Below are 26,626 nucleotides of genomic sequence, written 5' to 3'. Positions count from 1 at the left end.
TCCAATGAATAACTTAGAATTAGTTTGTTTTTAGCCTTAGCTTGTAGTAACAATGAGGTAACAATTTCGCGGGTGAGTTTTTTATGTTGGCATTTATATCTAAACATTCGTCATTACTTTTAATGCTAGCAGCAGTATTTGGCTTTTTATTACCTAATGCATCAAAAGCACTCTTCCCCTACCTTCCTTTCATCTTATTTTTCCTGATGCTGTTTACCCTATTGGGTATACAGCAACAAATACTGATAAAAAAATTAGCAGAGCGACAAATCTGGGGATATGCCTTTTTCCATGCCGCAGGCCTATCACTCATCAGCTGCTCACTTGCAGCGCTATTGGGTGCAGATAACACATTATTACTAGCAATCTCAGCAGTTACGGCGACAGGCTCACTGTTTGCTACACCTGCAATTGTTCGCTCTATCGGCTTAGATGCACTAGAAGCAATGGCGATGACAATTGCTACAACCTTATTAATGCCTACAGTCTTGTATTTTAATCTCATGATTTTTCAAGACGGTGCTTTTAGCTTAGATATGAAAAGCTACTTCGTGCGTTTGATTATTTTTATCGCGGGTCCAATGTTAATTTCTGCACTATGCCATCGCTTAATACCCAAGGAGTCACTGCAAAGGATCCACACTAAGCTCGCGCAATTTACCATCTTATTAGTCTTTAGTTTTCCTTTCGGTCTCGTCGGTGAATTTCGCAAAATATTCGATTTATCACTCTGGCTTGGTGTTCAATACTTACTCATGGGCATCGCCTTATGTGCACTCTTCTTTATAGCGGGCTATATTTATTATCACCGACAAGGCATCGACCAAGGGTTAGTCTCTGCAATAACTGCTGCTAATCGAAATGTGCTACTCACTTTTACTGTTGCTAGTGGGTATTTAGGGCCAGAATACCTCGCCCTTATGGGAGCAATTCAATTCCCAACCTTTTGTTTACCTCTTTTTGTGAAGTACCTATCACCACGGCTCCATAAACGCGCATCTAGATTAGAAATCGACCAATAGCGTTGTAACTTCAAACAAATCACGCTGTCTGAAGCTAATCACTTGCCTGATTGGAATGATTTTTTTATGATGCGAGTGAATTCTCAGGGCGGGGCGAAATTCCCCACCGGCGGTAAATAAAGGTTGTTACTCATATTTTCACCTTTATCAGCCCGCGAGCGCTTGAATGCGAGCACTTTTGGTAGTGAGCAGTCAAGGTCAGCAGATCTGGTGAAAACCCAGAGCCGACGGTCATAGTCCGGATGAAAGAGGATCAGTGGAGGTCAACACCTATTGTTGCCTCGTGCTTTGCATACACACTATTTACTCGTGCTAGTTACCTCTAGATACCGAGTATTTGGTTGTCTTAGTTATTTCAGTTCTCCTGAAACGCTGCCTTTCTATGCCCTGATTCTGGTATCAATATTTATTTGGAGTTAATTACCATGAATCAGTCTCTACTTTCCCCTTTTGGAACGGCTTTCCAACGTGTTGAAGCTGGATTAGAAGCAATCCGCCAAGGTCGCGGAGTACTTGTTGTTGATGATGAAGATCGTGAAAACGAAGGCGATATCATTTTTGCAGCAGAGACCTTAACACCAGCACAGATGGCATTAATGATCCGTGAATGCTCAGGGATTGTTTGCTTATGTTTGACCGATGAGCGTGTTGAACAGCTTGAATTGCCGATGATGGTAGAAAATAACACTAGCGCTAATGAAACTGGCTTTACTGTAACAATTGAAGCCGCACAAGGCGTGACAACGGGCGTTTCCGCTGCTGATCGCGTAACAACCATCAAAGCAGCCATTGCCGATGGTGCTAAACCATCCGATCTTTGCCGTCCAGGCCACGTCTTCCCATTAAAAGCAAATGCTGAAGGTGTGCTCGGTCGACGTGGTCATACTGAAGCAACCATAGATTTAATGCGCCTTTCAGGCTTGAAACCATACGGTGTATTGTGTGAACTTACAAACCCTGATGGCACTATGGCACGTTTACCTGAAGTGATTGCTTTTGGTGAAGAGCATGATATGCCAGTGTTAACAATTGAAGATCTTGCGGCGTACCGCCTAGCAAAAGAGACGAACACTCAAGAGACTTTAGCTGAAATCGCTTAATGATTAATCCTTAGCGATTGCGACAAAGAAAAAGCTGTGCTGCTATGGTGCAGCTTTTTTATCGACTCTCGACAAATATAAATACATCGTTGATATGCCTTTATTTAAAAGGCTCTATTTGAAAATCTACCTGCTCGGCTACAAGCCAACAGTTGGCATAAGATAAACCAAGGCTCCCCACGCAGAAACCCAGCCCACGACCATAGCAACATCCATCCAATCTTTATGCATACAAACTCCCATACGAACTCTACTGTTATTTCACACTTGAACCCTCTGTATTTTTATCGTCAGAAACGAACACTTCTTGAACACTTTTTCTCAACATTTTGAACGTTCAATTGATGAAGTCGCACTTTGGTAAAGCGCATAAAAAAACATCAACCAAGGTTGATGTTTTTTAAAAAGTTAACCAACAAAAATAATGCTTAATCTAAGCGACATCCGCACATTGGCAAGGAATATAGTTAACACGAATCGAATCTGGCGCTCTAAGCTCAGAAAGCGTATAAGCATAAGCCTCAAACGCCTCAGCCATTGTCACGTTCAATGCAACCGGCTCCATCTCATAATTAAGCAATGCATCGTAGCCTTCTTTACCTGTTGCGGTGTAGCCGGAAGATACTGATGTATAGACAACATCATCTTCGATCAGTCGCCATTCACCCTCTTTAAAGGTTTCTAACGACTCAACACGCGCACCTTTCTCGGCACAGCAGCGATAGGTAAAGCGCAAGTTCGATACATAAGGGAAACTACCACTCCCCGTACCTTCAACGCCGTTATCAATAGCGTTATTTATGGCGCCTTCAAGGGCTTGACGTAGGTATTTACCCTTAACTTTGTAAACCATTAAGCCTATAGCAAATGGCAATAGACGACCGGCAATATCAGCAGAAGTTAATGGTCCTGGGTTTAATGATGCACGCACCCCACCCGCATTGTGAATGGCGAAATCGACATCATACCCTTGCTGAATGCCTTGCCAACGAAACGCATCAACAACAAGCGGGGCAATTTGACTCGGCCCTTTCGCATCAGGGATACGAGTGTGGCGCAAGGGTTCTGCCACCTTAGTAATATGCTGGGTTTGTAGCTGTCGTACCGCAGGACGATAGTCACTATTCAGAAGGTTTTCGATTTCTGGATCTTTCACACAAAAACGAACATTGGGTTGCGCTTGTAAATAAGCTTTAACTGCTTGGTGCTGACCTTCTTCTAAATGCTCGGTACGCGATGCATCAAAAGTAAATTGACGACCAAGCAGCAACTGGTGAACACCACCAGCACGCTCAACACTCCCATCAGCATTAAAGTCTAATTCAAGCTGACCAAGTGACATAGCATTACAACCAGCCTGAACAACACAAGTACCGCTAAGCATGCGTGCATAATCATCAGTTACACCGTAACCAAGATTTGAAAAGTCACCTTGCATGGTATGCGTGTGGCCACCAATAATAGCGCCAACACCGTCTAATTCTTCTGCCAATAAAAGATCACGGGCATAGCCTAAGTGGCTTAGAACAACAATTTTATTAATGCCATTGGCACGAATAACGCTTACGGTTTCTTTCGCGACTTTTAACACATTAAGAAAATGCGTGTCTGGATCTGGGTTCGCGATCCCTTCCATGTTTTCAATCGCCAAACCAAAAACAGCAATCTTCTCGCCATCTACAGATTTAACAAGATAACGCCCATACGCTGGTGATTCATCTGTCGCAGGCTTGTAGCTTAATACGTTCGGCTTAGGCTGTAGCGGGTTCGCTTTACTTTGATCTTCTTGGGTAAGATCCCAATTAGCGGCTAATAACGGAAAATTCGTATGATCGAGAAAATCAGCGACTGTTTGATTTCCCATATCAAGCTCATGATTACCTAACGCCATGGCTTCTACACCAATAGCATTCAGAAGCTTCGCATTAGCAATCCCTTTGTATAACGAGAAGTACAGTGTTCCTTGGAAACAATCACCTGCGTGAACGAACATAAATTCACGTCCATGCAAATAGGCTTGTTTTTTTACATCCTGTACAGCTGAAGACACACGGGAAAATCCACCACAGCTGGCGTACACAGGAAGACTCTCACCCTGCTCTGTCGGCATAGGTAAGTTAAATTGAATGGCGGAAGGCTCAAAGTGTGAATGCGTGTCATTGATATGAGCAATTGTAATTTTAGCTGCGCGATGTTGAGTCATAATGATTCAGCGTCCCTCCGTGAATAAAGAATAAAGAGGTCTATCACGTTGTAAGACAAAAATGAGATGCCACTTACGAGAAAAACGTGATGTAAAACGAAATATAACACAGAGTTGTGCTCAACCCATGATGAATATTTGGAAAAACCTTTATTACTAAATCGAAATAATAGCCATCATCGCAATATTCTATCCTGAGCAGGCCCCTTTCATAAAGCACTGATGCCAATAACAAGATGCATATTATCGATGGCAAACACAGAGCTAAGCCAATGAAGCTGCTACACTTTATCTATAGATAAGAATTAAATTCACCTCATACGGACGCTATATTTAAGGACAAATTATGCTCGATACTGATAACACCGCACTTGTAATAATTGATGTGCAAGGCAAACTTGCTCAAATCATGTATCAACGTGATGAGTTGTTTAGCCAATTACAAGTTATGGTGAAAGGTGCGCAACTGATGAAGCTACCTATTATTTGGGTTGAGCAAATTCCAGATAAACTTGGGACAACCATTCCTGAGCTACAGAATTTGCTAACAGATCAGTCTCCTATTGCCAAAAACACCTTTAGTGCCTGTGGCAACCACAAGTTTCAAGCCGCGTTAGAAGCAAGCCAGTGCAGTAATATTATGGTCGTGGGCATCGAAGCGCATATTTGTGTCTATCAGACAGCCATGGATCTTCACCTTGCAGGGCATCATGTAGAAGTTGTCACCGATGCCGTCTCTTCACGCCACCCTGCTAATAAGCAGCTCGCATTGGATAAAATGGCACTCGCTGGTATAAAAATGACCAGTACTGAAATGGCACTATTTGAACTTCAGCGTGTTGCTGAAGGAGATCAATTCAAGCAGTTACTTTCTATCATTAAATAACGCACAGAGCCCAAATAAAAAAGGCGATGCTATTTAGCACCGCCTCTGTTGTTTCGCTGATTTTAACACTAATGCTATTAAATTATACACCTACACCAGCAAACAATGACGATATAAAAATCAGCAATAGTGCAAATGTCATAACACCCTGCACAGGCTTAGAACGAGTGATCAGTGGCATTAACCACACACCTACAGCTGCAACTAATAAGCCTAAGCTAATAATTTGCGCAATTAATGGTCCAACTTGATTCTGTGTTTCAGCTAACGCTTCTAGGTCACCAAGCTGACTGGCGCCCATAACAAAGCACACTATGGCAAGCAAGGTTCCAGCTACTGGAAAAACGTGATTAACAGCTTCCACCTTATGCTGCGCCCTAACTAGAGCAGCATGAGCAAACAACATTCCACCAACGAGTGTTGTTGCTATAAAGTGAGACACGACCAGCCAATGTGTCGAACGAACAACAAAGCCATTCACAAGATAAGCAATGCCAATCACCATCACATTAACAAGTAATATTTTTCGAAATCCTTCTGTTGCCACTAACCCTTTTTCTACAAACCAGTAGCAGATCGCAAAACCAAAGAACACTATCGCAAGCAGCACTTCATTCGTCAGCGAGTATGGCGAATTTACCTGCATTAGCATCAAGTTTCCTTCTCGTAAGATCAAAGAAACAAACAACATGAGCCATAATGCAGGCATAGTTCGGTGAACACGATCACTTTGCCCAAAACAGAGCTTGCCACTTAAAATCACACAAGCTAACGAAATAAATGCGCCAATTGCGAGCTGAGAAAATACACTCGACGTAATAAATGGCCAATCGGACCAAGACATGAAAAACCTCTTTTCCCAGTAAAAACATACATATAGATTAAAACTGGAATAAACTGTCACTTTGAAAGCAAGTATTCTGCCTCAACCCAGCTCAACACACCAGTACGAAAAAGGCGTGCCACGCACGCCTTATCTGTTTGATATGCTTTTAAATGGCGATTTTTACCGCTAATTATCTAATGACTGATGCCGTAGCATAAGTAAAGTCAGCACTAGCGCTATCACAGCAACAATCGCCATTCCGCCATAAATAAAGTTAAAGCCTTCTGCTAGTTGAGCAGAAGAAAAATCAGCGAGCGATGTTTGGCTATGGCCATCAATATTTACCACTGCACTGGTGGTTGACGATTTTGATAACTGAAAATGAAAAAGTGCCGAACAAAATGCAACACCAATCGCTCCGCCAAGTTCACGGCCATAACTAAACATCGACATCCCTATACCACGATCAGCCGGTGGCAACACATTTTGTACCACTACACTAAGCGATGGAATGGTAAAGCCAAGCCCCAACCCTGCGAGACCAAGCGCTAGTGGTACGTAAAGATCACTGTGTAAAATCCATAGTGCAATCGCAGCCAGCAAAAATCCCACCACCACAAACGGCTTATATTTTCCCCTACGAGCAATTAACTTACCGCTACTAAATGCCCCTGTAGTGATACTAAACATAAATATCATCATCAACATACCGCTTTCAGATGCTGTCATTTGCTTTTGCCACTGCATCTGTAGGGGTAAATAAACCAGTACAGCAAACATTAGCAGCTGAGACAGCATCATCAAGCCAACACTCATCATATAGCCATCAAGATGCACCAAACGCGCAGGTAAGATAGGATCGGTTTGCTTACGCTCAACAAGCACCAGAAGAAGGGTTGAAACCACTAGAACAGGCACAAGAATATAATTACTGATGGTGGATTCTGGCGATACCACTAGCAGTAATACAGTAGACAACAACATTAATAAACCAGCGCCCTTCCAATCAAATGAAGAACGCCTCCCTTTACTTAGATGTGATAAGTTTCGATTCACCAGCCACATCGCTAATGCCCCTAATGGCAAATTAATCCAGAATACCCAACGCCAATCTGCATTCTCAGCAAAGAAGCCACCCAGTAATGGCCCTGCAATACTTGAAACTGCATAAACAGCAGAAATATACCCTTGATATTTCCCCACATCTCTTGCTGGAATACAATCTGCAATCACGGTAAAAGCCAGTGCTAACAGTCCACCGCCACCAATACCTTGCAACACACGTCCTGCAATTAAACTCGGCAAATCTGGTGCGAGGCCACACGCCACCGAACCAAGAATAAACAAAACGATGCCGACATTTAGCATGCGTACACGACCAAAAATATCACTCAATTTGCCATAGACAGGCAGCACAGCAGTTGCTGCTAATAAATATGCCGTAATCACCCAAGTCAGTGCTTGGCCAGCACCCAGCTCTTCACCAATAGTAGGCAAAGGCGTTGTCACAATACTTTTCTCTAGTGAGCCCAGTGCAATCACTAACGCAACACTAGCAAGGACAGTTTGTGGCTTCATTACAACCTCCAACAATATTCAGCGACACCATAATGCATTTATGAATGAAGGTACATTTAACTATTCGTGTTGAATCAATTAATTTCCCCAGCAACTAGATATAAGAGGTAACACACTCTTTAATAAGCACTATTATACTTCCACGCAGGTGGGTAAGTGGCATTTTTAAAGATAAATAAAGCTTCATCATGCAGGAGTGACAGCGTCACCTATAATTAAGTGCGTTCTTTTCAAGGCGGATAAAAAATCCGAAGATGAATGATGAATACAAAATTAAATATCTTACTTACCAGCACGCTGTTGGCAGGGCTCTCTTGTAATCTATACGCTGCTGAGAGTAGTCCAAAAGAAATGTTAGAAGATGCACTCAGCGCCGCACCGCCGACTTTAAAAGATAAAGTCACCGTGCTGGACTGGGAAAAAAATGTCTTACAAAAAGGTGACAGTCGCTACACCTGCTTCCCGACGCCTCCACAGCTTGAAGGCAAAGCGCCTATGTGTATGGATGAAGCGTGGATGGAATGGGCTGATGCTTGGATGAACAAAAAACCGTTCCAAGCTAAGACTATCGGCATTTCATATATGCTGGCTGGCGATCAAGGGGCAAGTAACATCGACCCTTATGCCGAAGGTGAAACTGAAGAAAATCAATGGGCCAAAGAAGGCCCGCATCTCATGATCATCACCCCAGACCAAAGCTTACTGGATTCGCTCCCCGTCGATCCTAATAACGGCGGACCTTATGTGATGTGGAAAGATACCCCTTACGTCCACATTATGATTCCTGTGGGTGAAAGATAATATTGCCAATAAAGCGTTTCACCTTAAGACCTACATTAGCCCTCCGACATACAAGGAGGGCTATTTATAGCCTAACTTATATGATTCACCGCAAAATCATAGTCAAGCATTGACCTTCCCTTGTCTTCCTAGTATCTTATTTTTCATTGTGAATTAAGTGGTTTTCTCAACGTGCGCTGTTTTCCTATAAGCACCGAGCAATACCAAAGCTTCTATAATTTAGATTGAGTGACCAATCAGCTTTCGTATGACTGAATTGGTCGATAAGGAATATGCCATGCCTTTACGTGCTATCACTAATGTCGATGTTTTCGATGGAAACAACATCATTTCAAACCAAGCAATCATCCTTCAGGGTGATGAAATCATTGATGTATTACCATTAGATCAAGCCACGCTTCCTGACGTTGTGATTGATGGTAAAGGCGCGCTGGCAACTGCGGGATTCATTGATATTCAAATAAATGGCTGCGGTGGTGTGTTACTTAATACCGATATTCGTAAAGCCACACTTGATACCATGAATACAACTAATCTACGCCATGGTACGACCCAGTACTTACCAACCTTTATTACTAGCCCTGAAGCGCCAATGAAAGCCGTTGTTGATATGGTTGCAGGCATTGCTAACCCAACAGCAGAAGGTATTTTAGGTTTACACCTCGAAGGACCTTTTATTAGTAAAGCTAAAAAAGGGGCTCACCAAGAAGATTGTATTCGCAAGCTAGATGAAGTGACTGCACATTATCTTGCCGATAATGCAGCACATATCAGTGTTATCACACTGGCACCTGAAAATACCTCACAGCAAGTTATTGATATTCTGACTTCAGCAGGCATCACAGTGTCACTGGGGCACACCAACTCTACTTATGACGAATGTGCAGAGAAGAAAGGTCTGACAATGGCGACACACTTATATAATGCGATGACACCATTAGGTTCGCGTGAGCCAGGCACGGTCGGCTACATCTTCGATCAAAAACCACATGCTGGCATCATTGTTGATGGGATTCACTCTTCATACGCTTCCGTTCGCATCGCACACCAACAACTGGGCGAAAAACTCTTCATGGTCACCGATGCAGTCAACCCTGCGGGTACTGATATGACAGAGTACGACATGGCAGGCACAAAAGCTTACGTTACTGATGGAAAATGTCACTACGCTGACGGCACGATTGCTGGTGCTGCCATCACCATGATTGAAGGCGTAAAAAACCTCATCAAACATGTTGGCGTATCCAAAGAAGAAGCACTACGACTTGCGAGTCTCTATCCTGCAAAAGCATTAGGCTTAGACGATAACTACGGCAGAATTGCGAAAGGCTATAAAGCAAACATCACTTTACTTAGCGATGATCTCGCTGTTACTTCTGTATTTCAAATGGGAACAGAACATAACTACAGCTAATAAGTTCAGTCATCGTTCAGCTTGATTGAATACTGATAATTAGTAACTAGAACATAAAAAAGAGAGTCGCTTAGGCGACTCTCTTTTTATTTAAACTTGATTTGGCCTTAAATAGAGTTAAGGTGCTTCTTGCAGCTCATCGACAGGTAACCAATCCACTTCTACGTTCGCTTGTTCAAACATATCTTGGCTAACTTTGATTTTTTCACCCCAACGCGATAAAAAGTCTTCACTTTGCTCTGGGCAGTGAACAGCAGTAATACCAGTTTGAATAATCTTTGCGGCACAGTTCGGACATGGAAAATGTGTAACCCAAATTTCGCAGTCATCTAAGTCACGCTTCGCAAAAAGAATGGCATTCTCTTCAGCGTGCAGCGTTTTCAGATACTTCATATCACGGTCGTCAGTTTCAGCACTATCCGAAATACCGTGCGGGTAACCATTAAAGCCAACTGAAACGATACGGTTGTGCTTGGTGATAACCGCCCCTACTTGGGTAGAAGGGTCTTTACTCCAAGAGGCAACCAGTTCAGCCATCTGATTAAATCGTATTGCCCACTTTGAAATCATTTTCTTCCTCACTAAAACACGTTGTATTTATTCATATCACGAGTCGATATGTTGGCGTTTTTAACCTCATCAATACTAGTAACTGCAAGATTATAAACGCCAACACACAGTTTCTTTCGCGGTATCCCTGTTGAACTTTACGTCAATAAATCAGTATCACTCAATGAAATCATCACTAAGTGACACTAAAATATCGAATCGACCAGCAATATTATTCTGCGGCTGCTTTAGGCTCAGAATCTAGTTCTTCCGTCACAACAGCGTCAGTTTGTGCTTCATTTTGTGCAGCCAGAGCTTCTTCTTGCTCCATTTTTGCACGCTCAGCCTTAGAGATATAGCGAGGCTTATTGCTTTTATGAAGCTTAGAGTTAGTCTTTTTCATCCTTTTCTTAAGGATCTGGTTCACTTTCTTTTTACGGTTCATGGTGTCAGTATTCGAGTAATATTCGTAGCCGGCAATTATATACGTAACTGCGACTAAGATGCGAGGTCAATCACGGAAATGGTCGCTAATATGATCTAGTTAAGTGATTAAAAATACACTCGCTATCAACCCATCGCGCGATATTCCTAAATGACATCAATAATACAGACATCATGAGACACAGCCTAATCCGTATGGACGATAAGCTTTTCAGCCAAAGACATGGCCAAGTTATTATCGTAATACGCGGCTTCGTTAATGAAATGTGGGTAAGCGATGTAATCCCCTTCCCAAAAAATTTCTGTGCCATCAAATAAAGTAAATATTGGATCGCCATCTTTTAGCGGTTTAAAGTCACCGTCTTGTACAGAATGATGAACCATACCAGCACGTTCACCTGCTTCATCTAATGGTAGTGATAAGGTTTCAGTATATTTAAACGCTTCATATGTACGAGGTAAAGCCGGTACATCAGCTTGATTGTGTAACTCAATAAAATCAAGAATATGCTTAGTCATTTCAGCCATCCAATCAAGTACATCTTGACGAATAACCGACTGAGGTTGCGGTCCAATTTCAACAATCACACCTTGTGGTGACAGTGAGCTAAGAAAAAAGTGCTCCTCAACCGATGCATGATCTTCAAATACCACAACTGCTGATGGCATATGCTGTTTAACGTAGGCACCCATCTTGCGATTAAATTCATCAGATTGTAGTAAGATCAGCGAAGGCCCCATATTGCTGGTGGTATTATGCAGATCGATAATAAAGTCGGTTCGTGCATCCCCTTTAGGACCTAACTGCTGATTGAGTGACTTTGCCAAACATTGCTCATAGCCACGTAAATTCGGGTTATTCAGATCATCGTGGCTAAACTGGCGATTTAAGTCAAAATCAACATAGCGCTTATTTTGCTCAAAGGCTTTTTCATTAGCGAATACTGTTTCCGTTGAAAAAGTACTTCGTGAAATTATCTCAGGTTGCTTATCCCACTGACGCAGTAAATAAATACCCGAATATTCATTACCATGAGTACCGCCAACAATCGCAACCGTATTGATCTTATCCATTTACATTCTGTCCCTGTAAAACCTTGAATACTTAAGGTATATCACCTTTAGCATTTAAACGATACAGCTAAAATCAGAATAATCATGCAATTTTATCAACAGTCGATAAGTTAACTAATTGCTGAGTATATTCGTGCTTTGGTTCGGTAAATATTTCTGCGGTTCCACCCTGTTCAACCACTTCTCCTTGGCGCAGCACCAAAGTGTAATGACATAGAGACTTCACGACATTTAAGTCATGACTTATAAATAAATAACTTAAACCGTATTTTTCCTGTAAGGTTTTTAGCAGTTCCAATACTTGTGCTTGGACAGTACGATCTAAGGAGGATGTCGGCTCATCCAACAAGATAAATTCAGGCTTTAATACTAACGCGCGTGCAATCGCAATCCGCTGACGTTGCCCTCCTGAAAATTCATTCGGGAAACGGTGGCGAGTAGTGATATCCAGTTCAACTTCTTCCATCACCTTACAAATCGCAGCGTCTTCTTCGTCCGCTGAAAGCTGCGCATGCACCTTCAACCCTTCACCGATAATTTGAGCGACTGACATTCGAGGATTTAATGCCGAAAAAGGGTCTTGAAATACTACCTGCATTTTATGACGAAACGGCAACATCTCCTTGCGATCTAACGCTGAAATATCGTGCCCATCAAATTCAATAACACCTTCACTTTCGAGCAATTTTAATATCGCCATCCCTGTCGTCGATTTACCACTGCCGCTTTCCCCCACTAAACCAACACTGTGCCCTTTTCGTAAAACAAAACTCACATCTGTAACCGCTTTTATGTGCGCAATGGTTCGTTTAAGAATCCCCCCTTTAATCGGAAACCAGACGCGTAAGTCATCCACCTTGAATAAAGGCTCAGACTGCATATCAACAGAAACGGGTGAACCTTTTGGATCAGAATCAATTAACTTCTTAGTATAAGGATGGCTTGGGCTTGTGAATATTACCTGTTTATCATCGGTCTCGACCAAACGGCCAAGCTGCATCACTGCAACCCTATCGGCTATTTTACGAACGATACTCAAATCATGGGTAATAAATAGCATTGCCATGCCCATCTCTTGCTGCAAGCTTTTTAGCAAATCAAGGATTTGAGCTTGTACTGATACATCTAACGCCGTAGTGGGTTCATCGGCAATCAGTAATTCTGGCTCATTCACTAGCGCCATCGCTATCATGACACGTTGACGCTCGCCGCCTGATAACTCATGAGGATACGCATTTAAGCGCCTTTCAGGGTTGCGAATCCCCACCTTATTGAGCCAAGTCAGAGCGTGCTGTTCAGCTTGCTTAGGCCGCATACCTCGATGAATGGCTAATGTTTCGCACAACTGGCGACCAATTCGATGCAAGGGATTAAGTGACATCATAGGTTCTTGGAAAATCATCCCTATTCGGTTACCCCGTAACCCTCGCATCTTACGCTCGCTACAGCTCAGCATATCTATGCCGTCATAATCAATTGTGCCATTAATATAGCGTGCTGTCGCTTTAGGTAATAAACGTAAAATAGCGTTCGCTGTCACTGATTTTCCCGAGCCACTTTCCCCCACTAAAGCAAGCGTTTCACCTCTACGAATACTTACACTCACATCGTGCGTAACTTGGCTTACCTCCTTACCTCTGGCAAAGCCTACCGATAAATTGTTGATGGTTAGTAAAGTGTTAGGCATGGTGACTTATCCTTGTTGGTGAGGGTCAAAGGCATCACGTACTGCCTCACCGATAAATACAAGTAGGCTTAGCATGACAGACAATACCGCAAACGCAGAAAGTCCTAGCCAAGGCGCTTGCAAGTTGGTCTTACCTTGCGCAAGTAGCTCGCCGAGTGAAGGCGAACCTGCTGGCAGACCAAAACCGAGAAAGTCGAGTGAGGTTAAGGTGGTTACTGAACCACTTAATATAAAAGGCATCATAGTCAGTGAGGCCACCATGGCATTTGGCAGCATGTGCCGTAAAATAATCCGGCTATCACCCACTCCCAGCGCTTGTGCCGCACGCACATAATCAAAGTTTCGGCACCGCAAGAACTCCGCTCGAACAACACCAACAAGCCCCATCCAACTAAACAACACCATAATGCCGAGTAGCCACCAAAAATTCGGTTCTACAAAGCTGGAAAGAATAATCAGTAAGAACAGCGTTGGCATGCCAGACCATACTTCAATGAAACGTTGCCCCATTAAGTCTAACCAGCCACCGTAATAGCCCTGACATGCCCCTACAACGACACCAACTAGGGTGGAGATAATTGTTAATGCAAAACCAAACAATACCGAGATACGAAAACCATAAATAATACGCGCAAGCACATCTCGCCCTTTATCATCAGTGCCTAACCAATTAACCGCATCAGGTGCCGAGGGTGCAGGTCCCGCTAAGTTGTAATTGATAGTGTCATAGTTAAAGTGAATAAGCGGCCAAACCATATAGCCTTGCTGCTCTATCAGATCGACAACAAAGGGATCGGTATAATCCGCTTCTGTTGCAAACTCACCGCCGAACTCAGTTTCTGCGTATTGCTCAACAATCGGAAAATACCACTGCGAGTCGAAATTAATCAGCAAAGGTTTGTCATTCGCAATAAGTTCAGCGAATAAGCTCACTATGAATAACACAGAGAAAATCCATAGCGAGAAATAGCCCCGTCGATGAGCTTTAAAACGCAGCCAGCGCTGCTCTGTTAATGGGTTCATTGCCATTAGCGCGCCTCGAAATCAATACGGGGATCCACCAAGGTATAGGTGATATCAGAGATAATATTCAGTAACAAACCGAGCAAGGTCATGATATAGAGCGAGCTAAACACAACAGGATAATCACGCTGGATAGTCGATTCAAAGCCAAGCAAACCAATCCCCTCAAGCGAGAACATCACCTCGATCAACATAGAACCCGTGAAGAACAAACTGATAAAAGCACTTGGAAAGCCAGCGATAATAATCAGCATTGCGTTACGAAAGACATGGCGATAAAGAATGCTATTTTCATCTAGCCCTTTTGCGCGTGCTGTCACTACATACTGTTTGTTAATCTCATCAAGGAAAGAATTTTTCGTCAGCATGGTCAAGGTGGCAAAACCGCCTATCACCATCGCTAAAGTTGGCAGTGCCAAATGCCAAAAATAGTCGCCAATTTGCTGGTACCAATTTAGTTGATCCCAATCTGGGGATACTAAGCCACGTAAGGGAAACCAGCTAAAATAGTTGCCACTAGCAAAGAAGATAATCAATAAAATCGCAAACAAGAAGCCAGGAATAGCATAACCGACAATAACAACCGCGCTACTCCAAATATCAAACCGCGAACCGTGATGAATGGCTTTGGCAATCCCTAAAGGAATGGAAACCATATAAATGATAATGGTACTCCACAGCCCCAGTGAAATAGAAACTGGCAATCTATCGATAATAAGATCGATAACATTGCCGCCTTTAAATAAGCTGTCGCCAAAGTTAAAAGTGGCGTAGTTTTTCAGCATATCAAAATAGCGTTCGTGCATTGGCTTATCAAAGCCAAATTGCTTTTTGATAGCATCAATCACTTCAGGATCTAACCCTCGAGATCCGCGATAACCCGTCCCTTGCTCTCCATTACCCTCTGTTAATGCCACCTCCTGACCACCACCGGAAAATCGCTCCATAATGCCGGAAGAATGCCCCTCTAATTGTGCGACCGCTTGCTCAACAGGGCCACCAGGTGCTATCTGAATAACAAAGAAATTGATGGTGATGATGGCCCACAAAGTAGGGATTACAAGTAACAATCGTCGAAGAATATAGGCTGCCATATCATCTTGTTGATCACATCTGTAACCAACACTCCTTATGATTATTTACCTTAGCCAGTACGTATCCATTACGCCCATCATGTCACTGATCCAGATAGAGCCTATTGGCGTTTTTTCGGTAATTTTTTCACTTTATCAGCATCAATCCACCAGGTATCTTCACCTAAGGTGTATTTCGGACGAATAGCAGGACGTGCGAATTTGTCCCAAGTGGCTATACGGAATTTACTCAAGTGCCATTGAGGGATCACATAAAAATTCCACTGTAATACACGGTCTAAAGCGCGACCATAATCTAACAGTAATTTAGGATCGTCTTGGTTTTCTGCAATCTTCTGCGTCAGATAATCAACCGCAGGGTCTTTAACTCCCGCGGTATTGTAAGAACTGTCGATATAGTGACTGTTCCATGCAATCAACAGGTTACGGCTTGGATAACGGTTAGCCCCATAACCATGCGAAACCATGTCAAAATCTCGGTCACGAAGGCGTTTCACATACTGAGTGGTATCCACGGTGCGGATCTTCATGTTCACGCCAATCAACTTCAAATTTTTCTGTACAGGAATCGCGATACGCTCTGTGGTTGGGCTATAGATCAGAAGTTCAAAATCGAGAGTTGCACCGGTTTTAACATTCGTCATCACCTTATTGTTTAGCTCCCACCCTGCTTCTTTCAATAGGCTAAGGGCTTTTCTTAAGTTAGCGCGAATACGCCCAGAACCATCAGACATTGGTGGTTGGTATGCTTGGGTAAAAACACGTGTGGGTATCTGATCTTTGATAGGTTCAAGTAATGTTTTCTCAACTTCAGAGGGCAAGTCTTTCGCTTCATACTCTGTATTTTGAAAATAACTGCGAGTGCGTGTGTATTGGTCATAAAAAAGTGTCTTGTTCATCCATGAAAAATCGAGGGCATAATTCAATGCCTCACGAACACGAGCATCGGAAAAGATGTTACGTCCGGTATTAAAAACAAAAGCCTGCATAGACTGTGGAATTTCGTGGGCGATTTCTTCTTTCTTAATTAGACCATTATCAAAATTTTTGCCCTGATAAAGCGTTGCCCAAAACTTTGCGACATTCTCTTGGCGAAAATCGTATTCTCCCGCTTTAAACGCTTCAAGTGTTACCGTCTCATCGCGGTAATAGTCATAACGAACCGTATCAAAGTTGTTACGGCCTATATTAACTGGTAAATCGGCCGCCCAATAATCTTTCACTCTTGCGTAGGTAACACTTTGCCCAGCCTTGTAATCAGAAACTTTATAAATACTGCTACCCAAAGGAGGTTCATTAAGCGGCTCACCCAAGTCTTTACCTTCCCAGTAGTGCTTAGGTAATACCGCCATACCCTGTACTAACGACAGCAAAATTTCGCGATTAGGTTTCGCCATCTCTATACGAACCGTTCGTGTGGACTTTACATCCACTGACTTAACATCTTTATAGTAGATTCGATATTGCGGCACCCCTTCAGTCGAGAACTTCATAAAGGTAAAGGCAACATCTTCTGCGGTGATAGGGTGACCGTCATGGAAAACAGCATCAGGGTTCAGATCGATTTCCATCCACGAATAATCATCGTTATAGCGAACTTTACTGGCAATAAGCGGATAATAGCTTTCGATTTCATCTTCTGATGGCAGAAATAAAGTATCATAAATAGCTTCAGCCCCCGCAGCAGAAACACCACGTGTACCAAAACGGTTAAAGCTATCAAAGGTGCCCACACGTGAGTAAGTGATGTTTCCCCCCTTGGGCGCTTGAGGATTTACATAATCGAAATGGGTAAAATCACTCGGATATTTTGCTTCGCCAAAACCAATTAAACGGGTTGTTTCTACTACTTGCGCATGAACAAGTTGCGCACTCATCATCGCAATACCGACGGTTAACGATAACTTCCTCTGCATAAAAACCTCCCATCAATCATACCCGTAAGCACAACAAAAGCTTAAAAAACGCATAATTATCATAATAATACGATAGGCCAAAAGTCCCGATTCAACAACTTATCGCCTTGATATTTATAGAAGGTAGGAGTTAATAGAGACGTTATTAGGTAACAGATTCAAGAAGATATAAATCTCCTGATTTTTAGAACAAAAATCCGTATAATTCGGCTTCATTTAATTTTGAAGATGAGTGTTATGAGCAAAGGTTACTCTTGTGTAGGGCTTTTTAACCCTAAAACCCCTGAAAATGTTGGTTCAGTGATGCGTGCCGCAGGCTGTTACGGCGTGAATTCTGTTTTTTATACGGGTACACGATATGACCTTGCCAAACAGTTCTGTACTGACACCAAAAACGTACACCGCGATATCCCACTGATCGGCGTTGAAGATCTTAAAGCTGTATTACCTTTAGGCTGCGTTCCAGTTGCAGTTGAGCTATCTGATGATGCAAAACCCCTACCCGATTACAAACACCCTGAGCGTGCTTTCTATATTTTTGGTCCAGAAGACGGTAGTTTGAAAAAAGATATCACTAATTTCTGTCGCGAAACTATCTACGTACCCACTAAAGGCTGTATGAATTTAGCGGCTGCAGTTAATGTAATTTTGTACGATCGCTTGGCAAAAGGTGATAATTTTTCTCACCACTAATTAATGCACATAAAAAACGGGCTATCTCATGATAGCCCGTTTTTTTTAAGAAGATTAAGCCCACATTACGCGGGTTGCGTTTGCAGTTTTTGCTTCTCTTGTACGCTGCGCTTTTGCATTTGGTATTCGCGTAGTTTCGAATAACCGTAGGTAACAACAATAGAGAAGAATAAGTAAGACAATGAGAACACGATTGGTGAATTAATCAAATTCGCTTCTAAACTCCACATCACCCCTACTACTGTAACAACCATTTTAGCCACAAGGCCTAATAGCAGCATAAGTAACGCGAGTTGCGGATAACGTGTTGAACTTCGAAACGCTAGCCAGTAACCACTACCGACTGCAATAGCCGCAACGGCGAAACCAGCAACAAAAGAGTGATAGTGCTCACCCGAAAAAATACCAGCGACGATAGAGATAAGGAAAATAAGACCAAGTTTCATACACACCTCTTTAGTGCAAATAAATTAGAAAGCATCCTTTCAACGTGCTACTCGATTGACAGATGCATTTTCCCATGAATCGCACAGTTTTCATACCGCCTAAATATACCACCTCAACATAATCACATTATTTTTCATAAATTTACATCCTGTAACAATGTAACGCATTGTTTTGGCGACACCGCACAGCCCGTTGTTAAATCAATGTTAAAACCCACCTACATTGTAAGAAATTATTTCAAAAAGCCTTTCCATGATTATAAATTGTGTCTCTGTTGCTCTTTTGGCTAGATACACCTTATTTATACGAAGAATCCTGATGTTATGCAGATTTAAATATGGAATTTTACTTTTCATACTTGGTATGCACCTTCTTAGGCAAAATTGTACGCCCGCCACGTTGAAATATTGCTATTAGGGCTTTGGCTTTGGCTTTGGCTTTGGCTTTGGCTTTGGCTTTGGCTTTGGCTTTGGCTTTGGCTTTGGCTTTGCAATAGTGAGGTAAGTCGCACGATAAAAGAAATAAGAACAATATATTTCTTCATTAAATTGAAATGTACTTAAAAAACAAAAGACAATTTAAATATACTTAATGAGAATTTAAATACGGTTAGTTTGGATTTGTTTCACAAACATAAGTAATTAACAGCTTTATTTTTAATTAAAGATAACACGGAGTAACTATCACTTAAAAACAAAGCAGACAATATAAGCACATGAATAACAAAGTATTAAAAACACAAGTGAATAATCAAACACATAATGTAGATTGATAAAAATGTAATAGACAACAATATAAATAACAATATATCGCCAAAATTTTAATATTTATCCAGTATTGTAATTTATCGCTTCTATATTTATCGTCCCTCCCCGAATTAGATTAGATATCTAATTCATCTTTTTTAAAAATTTTAAATTTCACACGGCATATCTATGACGTGTGCATTCACTATGCATCGTCTTTTATTAAGGAGAATAAATGTACAAGCCCTGTTGGATGAGTGTCCCACTCATTGTAATGCTCACTGCGTGTGGTGGTGACGATAATTCAAATGCAACCCCTGACCCAAAAGTTGATAAGAAATCTTTAACTTTTGTGGGCAATGTATACGACGGTCCTATCGCAGATGCCACTGTTTCAGTTTATGCTGGTACACAGTTACTTGCATCAGGTAAAACAAATGCCGACGGCAAGTATATTATCAATGCAGGCATTGATAATACCTTGTTCGAAAAAATCAAAAATCAACCTATCACGTATCGTGCCCTACGTGACGACATCATTCTTTACCAATACGATGGAAAAAGCTTAGAAGAAGCCTTTAAAAAACAACAAAACTCTTCATTAATCAGTAACTTTTCAACTGTCGAATATGTTCTCGCTGATGTCGATCAAAACAACTTTGTCACAGACAGTGAATGGAAAAATTACCAAACATTAGACCGTAATGCACTCGAACCTCAAATCATGCGCTATGGTGTCGGCTTAAAAGCAATCATCGATTATTCTGCGTCTATGGCTGGATTCAAAAACAGTACTATTTGGTTACGTGCTGTTATGGACAACATGTCTTGGGAAGAATGGTTCAAACTTAATAACCGCGCTTATACTACCGCTTGGGATTCATTATTCAACGATAAGTGGTTCCTCGAAAATGAAGCTCACCGTTTCAATGATATTTATGCGTGGGAAACTGAATTCGACAGTGTCGTTGTCCCTGATAACACTCCTGTACTCAATAATATTATTATTTCAGGCTTACCGCAGCGTGCAAGTATTGGCGACTTAGTTTCACCATCCATTTACGGTATTTTATCTAATGGTGTTTCACTTGATATTACAAGTGAATCAAACATATCAGTTGCCCCTGCTGGCGCTATTGTCGTTGATGGACATAAATGGCGAATTAAACAAGCGGGAAAAATTACTGTTTATGCTGAACATTTAGGTGTCGAAGCAGTTAGCGAAATAATTGTTTCTGAAGATGCCTCTCTTGAAAACATAGTACTAACAGGCATAGACAGTCGTGTTACTGTTGGCGATCAACTTCAGCCAGTAGTCTCAGCGCTATGGACTGATAGTACGACAACAGAAGTTACATCACTTGCCTCCTGGTCCGCGACCCCAGCTGATGCCGTGTCAATCGATGGTGATAAACTTCAAGTACTAAAAACGGGGGATATTACCTTAACCTCTACCTATCAAGGTGCGACTGCAACGGTTAAATTTACTGCCGACAAAGCTGTTTTAACCTCACTTCAGCTTGGATTTAATCATCGCGAGCAATACTTAGAAGATCAATTTACCGTAATTGCTGAAGGTGTTCACCACAATAACTATATTGTGGATTTCAGCGCTGACGCTGAGTGGAAATCAAGCAACCCCGAAATTCTTGAATCATTAGGTAATGGACAGTTCCTTAGCAAAGGTGTCGGTAGTGCTACTGTTACAGCGACGCTAGGTGAACTTACCGCATCGCAAGAGTTCGATGTTGTTGCCAAATTGATGACAATCAGTTTAAACCTACCAAACAACAGTGTCGCGAAAGCTGAAACACTTCAACTAACTCTAAACGGTGAATACAACGACGGCAGCGTGTCAGTGATTTCAGAAGATACCACGTGGACCAGTAGCAATCCTGAAATCCTAGCCATCGATGAAAGTGGTGTCGCGACAGGTATTATTGAAGGTGATGTGGTTGTCACGGCAAATCACAAAGACAAAGCTCTGTCTGAAAACGTTAAAGTCATTGCGGCAAAAATAATCAGCTCTGAACCGCCATTCGACCTAGAAACACTCAGTGGCACCATGATGCTTGCTGAAGGCGGTAGCTATCCATATCATTTCAAATTCACACGTTCAAACGGCAAAGTCTATGAGTTTGTTGCAGAACAAGGTGGCTTGGACTTCGAATGGAGCGGCTTTAGAGAAGCAGCAGTAGATGAATCTGGTATCCAGATTGCTGACAACGATGAAGACAAAAATCGAATGCGCGCCGTACGTGCAGGTGATACTAAATTAAAACTGCAAAAAGTACCGGTTGAACTGCAAAAAATCTTTGCTGAACTTGGTGTTGATGTATCGGTAGGCAGCAGCCCACAGGCCGTGGAACTCAGCGTTAATGTCGCTGATAACGCTGATGTTTACCAGTGGCATAAAATGGCACGCAATGCCAACATCCCTGAAGATCAAGAGCTTATTCAAGCAATCAAAGACGAAAATACGCTATATCGTTTCTGGCAAGCCGAAGACAGCAAAAATGGTCCGCTTTTCGTGACTGAGATAACATCCGCAGGTGAAAGCGATCCTCAAGAAGTTGCGTTACCAACAGAAGACTTCAAGATGCTACGTAACCAAATGCAAGCCACGCAATATGGTTACACCTTCTTGCTCACAGCCAATGATCATCTAAGTGGTGTCAAACGCGAGCATAAAGGCTATCGCTACCATTTAGCGACAGGCGAGCTAACACCTGTTGACATGAGCTTCTTCCGTGATAATAAAGTTAACCTATCCAGTGATGCCTTCTATTTCACAGAAGCAGGTAACTTCTTACACTTGAGTTCCAGTTACCCGAATGAAGTCACAGTCAACCTCTTTGATTTCGAAACAAGCACATGGGCTGAGCAATACAAAATCTATGGTGAGATTTTGCAGCTACCATCAAGTGCTGATGAAATTGCGGTATTAAAAAGGCCATCGTCTGATGAATATCTAACATCGCCTTTGCTGACCATCATCAACCTTGCAACATTAGAAGTGACAGAGCAGGAATTGACCTACCCAGGAGACAGTCCTTTCTACTGTAATATCAAGCAAGCAATCAGTCTCGCTGTTCGTGAACAACTGAAAAACTCAGGTGCTGGCTGTTTGGTGAGTGATGCTTACAATAAGAATGCTCAAGGATACTACCTATGGGATAACATTGCTGAGCTGCCAAAACTGCACCTGTTCAACCACGATGACATTCCATATCGCGATGATAACTACGGAGTCGCATCCGTTAAATCAGATGGACATGTCACTTTTGCCGCAGGTCGACGTAACGCGTTTGAAGGTGTAGATGCAAGACACTTCGAAGTGGCTGAAATAGTCACAACGGAAGTCGATGGTTCAATCGTCGAGCAAGTTGCTTCTCATACCTTTGATAAATCGGGTAAACAAATGTCAGGCGAATACTCGACTCATAAGGCAATTGATGGCACGCAATACACGATAGCAAACCCGAATGTTCCAGGTGAGCTAATCGCTATCTTTGGTCATGGTACCGCCGTTAATAAAGCCGATGGTACTTGGGAGAGTGACAAATTTATTTATCCGTTCCCAGCTGCCGATATGCCAGCTTACCACCTAGGTGACACTATCGTACTCACGAATGAAACTGAATACGCGCGCGGTTTCCAAGGTTACTGGCAACTTCAACTGCGTAAACCTGCAGTTGACCCTATCGACCCTGTAGATCCAGTAGAACCAACTGATCCAGAGCCAAAGCCTACACCAGCTCAGTAATATTGAGCTAATACTAAGTTCCCCGTAAACAAAGGGCTGCCATTGGGTAGCCCTTCATCTTTCCCTGGTTTATTAACCATTCAATTAGCAATAAGAAATATTGCTTTTTCCGCTGGTTGCGAGTACATATAAGACGATTTTTTAATTGGCGACTAGCCTACATAGGCTCTGATATTGTACAAACGACTAGAGAAGTTCCCCATTTTCATAACACTCCTGACAGTATTGCTATTTAGCCATGCTGAGAGTGCTATTGAACTCAGTTTTTCTCAAAGTCCATATTCCATTACAAACCCAAGCCAAGTACCTGATGCGTCAAACGATACATTAATACTGCGCAGTGCTAATTTACGCGTCTCGTCGCAACCCGATAAGTCCCCCCCTAAAGACCCTCACCTATGGCCTTTAGCGATCCTGACTATTGCCTCATTCATTCAGCTTGCGTGTTCCGTTCGTAGGACCCCGCGTGGCTACCTTTCCTTCTATAATCACCGTATTGCGGGCTGGCATGACAGCAACCTGCAGTTTCGTTTCATTCATTCCCGCTGATCGTTTCACTATACCTCTTATAACATCCTTATTTTTTATTGGTATATTGGAGCATCTATGTTTGAAGCTACCCAAGAAGTACTGGTTGCAATTTGGCATCAGGACTTCAGTGTACTGCTCGCGCCGGGCAGTGCGATCTTAATTTATATTCTTGTAACACTGTTTATTGGGTTAGAAAGTAGTTTCTTACCTGCCGCGCCTTTGCCTTGCGACAGCATCGTCGTATTAACGGGTACCTTGGCGGCCGTTGGGGTATTGAATCCTGTTATCGCCTTTCCTTTACTGATCGTAGCGGCATCAATTGGCAGTTGGCTCGCTTACTCACAAGGTCGATGGCTTAACCGGTTACCGATAGTCCAATCATGGTTAGATAAAATTCCAGATGCCAGCATGCGCACCGTTGACACCTTACTGACGCGTCATGGTCTCATTGCATTATTCTCTGCACGCTTTATTCCTGGGGTTCGCTGTGTACTCCCTATGGCAATGGGCATGAGAGCACAAGAAATGCCACGCTTTCATTACTTTTCATGGCTAAGTGCCACTATGTGGGTTAGTTTGCTCTGTGGCATTGGTTTTCTTTTGCCATCCCTGCCTGAACCTATCAGCCGCCTAGCAACGATGGCGCTAATGGCTGCACCTGTTATTACTTTGTGTTTGGCTATTTTGTCTTTTATTACTTGGCGTGCCCGTCAAGCGATGTGTCGATTGAAACCCATCCAGAAGGATGCTTAACAGAGCATAATTAAATCTTATTTAGGTTCCTTTCGAACTCACTTGCCTTGGATATGGCAGATAGCGATTACCTCCAATCAATCCTGCCTAAGTGATAGCAAGTCAATAATAAGGGGCAGTACAAGTTGCCCCTCAATTTCTAATTGTTGGTACTAATTAATTGAATTAGTCATTGGTTACTTGACTAATAAATCATCCTGAAAAAACGTTCTTTCCATGTATTAGGTTTACAGTAAACCAGAATACAATTTGAGTATTGTATGTGAAAAAATATCCTATTCCCCAACTTGATCTGCCGCTCTTACTTGCAGTCTTAATGCTGATGTTGCTGAGTTCCATGACAGTATGGAGCGCAAGTGGCTTTAGTGAAACAGTCATCACTAACCATCTTATTCGGTGCATGATAGCCCTATGCTGTCTTTTGGCTATGTCAGCAGTGCCATCACATATATACCTGCGATTTTCGCCGCACTTATACTTGCTAACCGTCATTTTATTGCTCGCTGTTGCCTTAGTGGGTGATAGCACCAACGGTTCACAACGCTGGCTTAAACTTGGCTTTATTCGGTTTCAGCCTTCAGAGTTGGTCAAGATCGCCATCCCCATGATTATCGCTTGGTTAATCCATACTAGTGGACAAGCATTAGATTTAAGGAAAATTCTCTACGCACTCTTACTGGCCGCTATTCCAACCATGTTGATCTTCATTCAACCCGATCTGGATGGTGCGCTATTTGCCCTTATCTATATGTTCTTTGTTCTCTATTTTGCAGGGATAAGTTGGAAAATCATTGGCAGCATTGTTGCTATTGTTGCCACGCTCATACCTCTGATGTGGTTTTTCATCATGGAGGTTTATCAGAAAAAACGGGTCTTACAATTTCTAAACCCTGAGAGTGATCCTTGGGGGGCTGGCTATCAAATCATCCAATCCCTTATTGCAATTGGTTCAGGAGGAATAAGAGGAAAAGGATGGACCAATGCGAATCAGGGCCCTTTAGGGTTTATTCCTGAAAGCCAAACCGACTTTATTTTCTCGACTTATGCCGAAGAATGGGGGTTCATTGGCAGCGTTTTCTTACTGGCGCTGTACTTGTTTATTACGCTACGTATCTTATGGATCTCATGCCAATCAGAGCAACTCTACAATCGTCTGTTATGCGGGTCATTAGCATTAAGCTTCTTTCTCTATACCTTTATTAATACAGGTATGGTCAGTGGCTTACTGCCCGTTATGGGTAGTCCTCTCCCCTTCTTTAGCTATGGCGGAACAGCGATGATCACCCAAGGGATCACCTTTGGCATCATTATGGCGCTGTGTCGTTCACGCCCACACCGCATCGAAAAAAGTGGATAACATCTAATAATTACACTAAAAAGCCCTCGATATTCGAGGGCTTATGTTTGTCGCTTGGTTTATCTCTTTTTTATCTTTTGCTTTAACCAAGCAAAGCGATACATGCGCCGCTTGCGGCAACCACAGGCGCCATAAAGCGAGAAGGAATAAAGCGCGCAAGTTGATAACCCAAAGAGACAATAATGGTTGAAGCTAATAACATGCCCGGTGCAAACTCCATTAACACCGCACCACCAAGTTCAGCTCCGTGTGCCCAGCCGTGAAATAGAACTAAAGTAACCGAAAGGCTAAGTAAGACAGTATTAACAACGTTAGTTTCTTTGTTACGCATTTTCCACATGGTGGCTGCAACAACAAACACTGAGCCTAAAATCAAGGTTTCCATCCCAGTAATAGCACCGCTCAACTCACCTAATAGTACACCTGCGAACATAAAGCCAAGCACAGATACCATCAACACATAGCCTTTTTTCACACTGTTTGCTTGGCGAGCAACAAACCCCATAGCCAGTAACATCACTAAATGATCAAGACCAAAGAAGGGATGAACAAAACCTTCCATGAAAGAATTATGTAAGCCATGAACACCAACATGTGCAGATGCCAATGGTGACGCGATCAATAATGCTGCTGAAATACAGCCCAAATGTGTTTTTTTCATCTTCGATACTCACTCATAAATACGGGTAAAAATATAAACAGTAATGCTTAGTCAA

At 42.4% G+C, this 26,626-nt stretch carries 22 protein-coding genes and 1 riboswitch; of the genes, 9 read left to right on the top strand and 13 right to left on the bottom strand.

Translation table 11 applies throughout. From position 1 onward, the window contains the following. Positions 1–83 precede the first annotated feature (83 nt). Positions 84–1,022, top strand: coding sequence for a hypothetical protein (locus OCU77_RS18545; protein WP_107302660.1), 939 nt, complete (start codon positions 84–86; stop codon positions 1,020–1,022). 75 nt (positions 1,023–1,097) lie between these two features. Next, positions 1,098–1,280, top strand: a riboswitch (FMN riboswitch). 167 nt (positions 1,281–1,447) lie between these two features. Further along, complete coding sequence (gene ribB / locus OCU77_RS18540; RefSeq protein ID WP_048897810.1) at positions 1,448–2,122, top strand: 3,4-dihydroxy-2-butanone-4-phosphate synthase; 675 nt, start codon at positions 1,448–1,450, stop codon at positions 2,120–2,122. A 433-nt stretch (positions 2,123–2,555) separates the two neighbouring features. Here the strand turns inward: ribB and OCU77_RS18535 are convergent, their stop codons facing one another. Continuing rightward, positions 2,556–4,325, bottom strand: coding sequence for a bifunctional metallophosphatase/5'-nucleotidase (locus OCU77_RS18535; RefSeq protein ID WP_107302661.1), 1,770 nt, complete (start codon positions 4,323–4,325; stop codon positions 2,556–2,558). 346 nt (positions 4,326–4,671) lie between these two features. Between OCU77_RS18535 and OCU77_RS18530 the strand changes: the two genes are divergently transcribed. Next, a complete protein-coding gene (locus OCU77_RS18530; protein WP_048897808.1) occupies positions 4,672–5,211 on the top strand; it encodes a hydrolase in 540 nt (179 codons plus the stop codon). Between the two features lie 82 nt (positions 5,212–5,293). On the opposite strand, the gene OCU77_RS18525 is transcribed toward OCU77_RS18530, so the two are convergent. Next, positions 5,294–6,055: a DmsC/YnfH family molybdoenzyme membrane anchor subunit gene (locus tag OCU77_RS18525; RefSeq protein ID WP_048897807.1), complete on the bottom strand. Its 762-nt coding sequence runs from the start codon at positions 6,053–6,055 to the stop codon at positions 5,294–5,296. A 168-nt stretch (positions 6,056–6,223) separates the two neighbouring features. After that, positions 6,224–7,615 (bottom strand): MDR family MFS transporter, encoded by a 1,392-nt coding sequence (locus OCU77_RS18520; protein ID WP_048897806.1) that lies wholly within the window; start codon positions 7,613–7,615, stop codon positions 6,224–6,226. A gap of 258 nt (positions 7,616–7,873) precedes the next feature. On the opposite strand from OCU77_RS18520, the gene OCU77_RS18515 reads away from it, so the two are divergent. After that, the gene (locus OCU77_RS18515; RefSeq protein ID WP_239685875.1) at positions 7,874–8,416 is read left to right on the top strand and encodes a hypothetical protein; all 543 of its coding nucleotides are present in this window, start codon (positions 7,874–7,876) and stop codon (positions 8,414–8,416) included. Positions 8,417–8,693: 277 nt separating this feature from the next. Next, complete coding sequence (nagA, locus tag OCU77_RS18510) at positions 8,694–9,830, top strand: N-acetylglucosamine-6-phosphate deacetylase (protein ID WP_048897805.1); 1,137 nt, start codon at positions 8,694–8,696, stop codon at positions 9,828–9,830. Between the two features lie 117 nt (positions 9,831–9,947). Here the strand turns inward: nagA and OCU77_RS18505 are convergent, their stop codons facing one another. From OCU77_RS18505 to OCU77_RS18475, 7 genes are all read right to left on the bottom strand, one after another. Then, complete coding sequence (locus OCU77_RS18505) at positions 9,948–10,400, bottom strand: dCMP deaminase family protein (protein WP_048897804.1); 453 nt, start codon at positions 10,398–10,400, stop codon at positions 9,948–9,950. A 211-nt stretch (positions 10,401–10,611) separates the two neighbouring features. After that, the gene (locus OCU77_RS18500) at positions 10,612–10,824 is read right to left on the bottom strand and encodes a DUF2986 domain-containing protein (RefSeq protein WP_048897803.1); all 213 of its coding nucleotides are present in this window, start codon (positions 10,822–10,824) and stop codon (positions 10,612–10,614) included. A gap of 185 nt (positions 10,825–11,009) precedes the next feature. Then, entirely contained in the window at positions 11,010–11,897 is an 888-nt protein-coding gene (locus tag OCU77_RS18495; RefSeq protein ID WP_048897802.1) for an aspartoacylase, read from the bottom strand. 82 nt (positions 11,898–11,979) lie between these two features. Next, positions 11,980–13,584, bottom strand: a complete 1,605-nt coding sequence (locus tag OCU77_RS18490) for an ABC transporter ATP-binding protein (RefSeq protein ID WP_107302662.1) — start codon at positions 13,582–13,584, stop codon at positions 11,980–11,982. A gap of 6 nt (positions 13,585–13,590) precedes the next feature. Further along, the gene (locus tag OCU77_RS18485) at positions 13,591–14,613 is read right to left on the bottom strand and encodes an ABC transporter permease (protein ID WP_048897801.1); all 1,023 of its coding nucleotides are present in this window, start codon (positions 14,611–14,613) and stop codon (positions 13,591–13,593) included. Further along, entirely contained in the window at positions 14,613–15,701 is a 1,089-nt protein-coding gene (locus OCU77_RS18480; protein WP_048897800.1) for a microcin C ABC transporter permease YejB, read from the bottom strand. The genes OCU77_RS18485 and OCU77_RS18480 overlap by 1 nt, the downstream gene beginning before the upstream one ends. A gap of 101 nt (positions 15,702–15,802) precedes the next feature. Next, entirely contained in the window at positions 15,803–17,617 is a 1,815-nt protein-coding gene (locus OCU77_RS18475) for an extracellular solute-binding protein (RefSeq protein ID WP_048897799.1), read from the bottom strand. Positions 17,618–17,854: 237 nt separating this feature from the next. Here OCU77_RS18475 and OCU77_RS18470 point away from each other — a divergent pair, with 237 nt between their 5' ends. Beyond that, entirely contained in the window at positions 17,855–18,310 is a 456-nt protein-coding gene (locus OCU77_RS18470; protein ID WP_048897798.1) for an RNA methyltransferase, read from the top strand. A 65-nt stretch (positions 18,311–18,375) separates the two neighbouring features. Here the strand turns inward: OCU77_RS18470 and OCU77_RS18465 are convergent, their stop codons facing one another. Together OCU77_RS18465 and OCU77_RS18460 are read right to left on the bottom strand one after the other, a co-directional pair. Beyond that, positions 18,376–18,756, bottom strand: coding sequence for an NADH:ubiquinone oxidoreductase (locus OCU77_RS18465; RefSeq protein WP_048897797.1), 381 nt, complete (start codon positions 18,754–18,756; stop codon positions 18,376–18,378). Positions 18,757–19,102: 346 nt separating this feature from the next. Beyond that, positions 19,103–19,288 (bottom strand): hypothetical protein, encoded by a 186-nt coding sequence (locus OCU77_RS18460; protein ID WP_048897796.1) that lies wholly within the window; start codon positions 19,286–19,288, stop codon positions 19,103–19,105. 450 nt (positions 19,289–19,738) lie between these two features. Here OCU77_RS18460 and OCU77_RS18455 point away from each other — a divergent pair, with 450 nt between their 5' ends. From OCU77_RS18455 to rodA, 3 genes are all read left to right on the top strand, one after another. Then, complete coding sequence (locus tag OCU77_RS18455) at positions 19,739–23,269, top strand: Ig-like domain-containing protein (RefSeq protein ID WP_048897795.1); 3,531 nt, start codon at positions 19,739–19,741, stop codon at positions 23,267–23,269. A 606-nt stretch (positions 23,270–23,875) separates the two neighbouring features. Then, entirely contained in the window at positions 23,876–24,553 is a 678-nt protein-coding gene (locus OCU77_RS18450) for a DedA family protein (RefSeq protein ID WP_048897794.1), read from the top strand. 262 nt (positions 24,554–24,815) lie between these two features. Beyond that, positions 24,816–25,910: a rod shape-determining protein RodA gene (gene rodA / locus OCU77_RS18445; RefSeq protein WP_084711723.1), complete on the top strand. Its 1,095-nt coding sequence runs from the start codon at positions 24,816–24,818 to the stop codon at positions 25,908–25,910. Between the two features lie 82 nt (positions 25,911–25,992). Here rodA and OCU77_RS18440 read toward each other — a convergent pair whose 3' ends face one another. After that, positions 25,993–26,571, bottom strand: a complete 579-nt coding sequence (locus OCU77_RS18440) for a HupE/UreJ family protein (RefSeq protein WP_048897793.1) — start codon at positions 26,569–26,571, stop codon at positions 25,993–25,995. Positions 26,572–26,626: the final 55 nt, after the last annotated feature.

This window comes from Photobacterium swingsii, assembly GCF_024346715.1.
Classification (GTDB): Bacteria; Pseudomonadota; Gammaproteobacteria; order Enterobacterales; family Vibrionaceae; genus Photobacterium; species Photobacterium swingsii.
The sequence above is the reverse complement of the archived record's forward strand: the minus strand, read 5'-3'. Positions and strand labels throughout refer to the sequence as shown.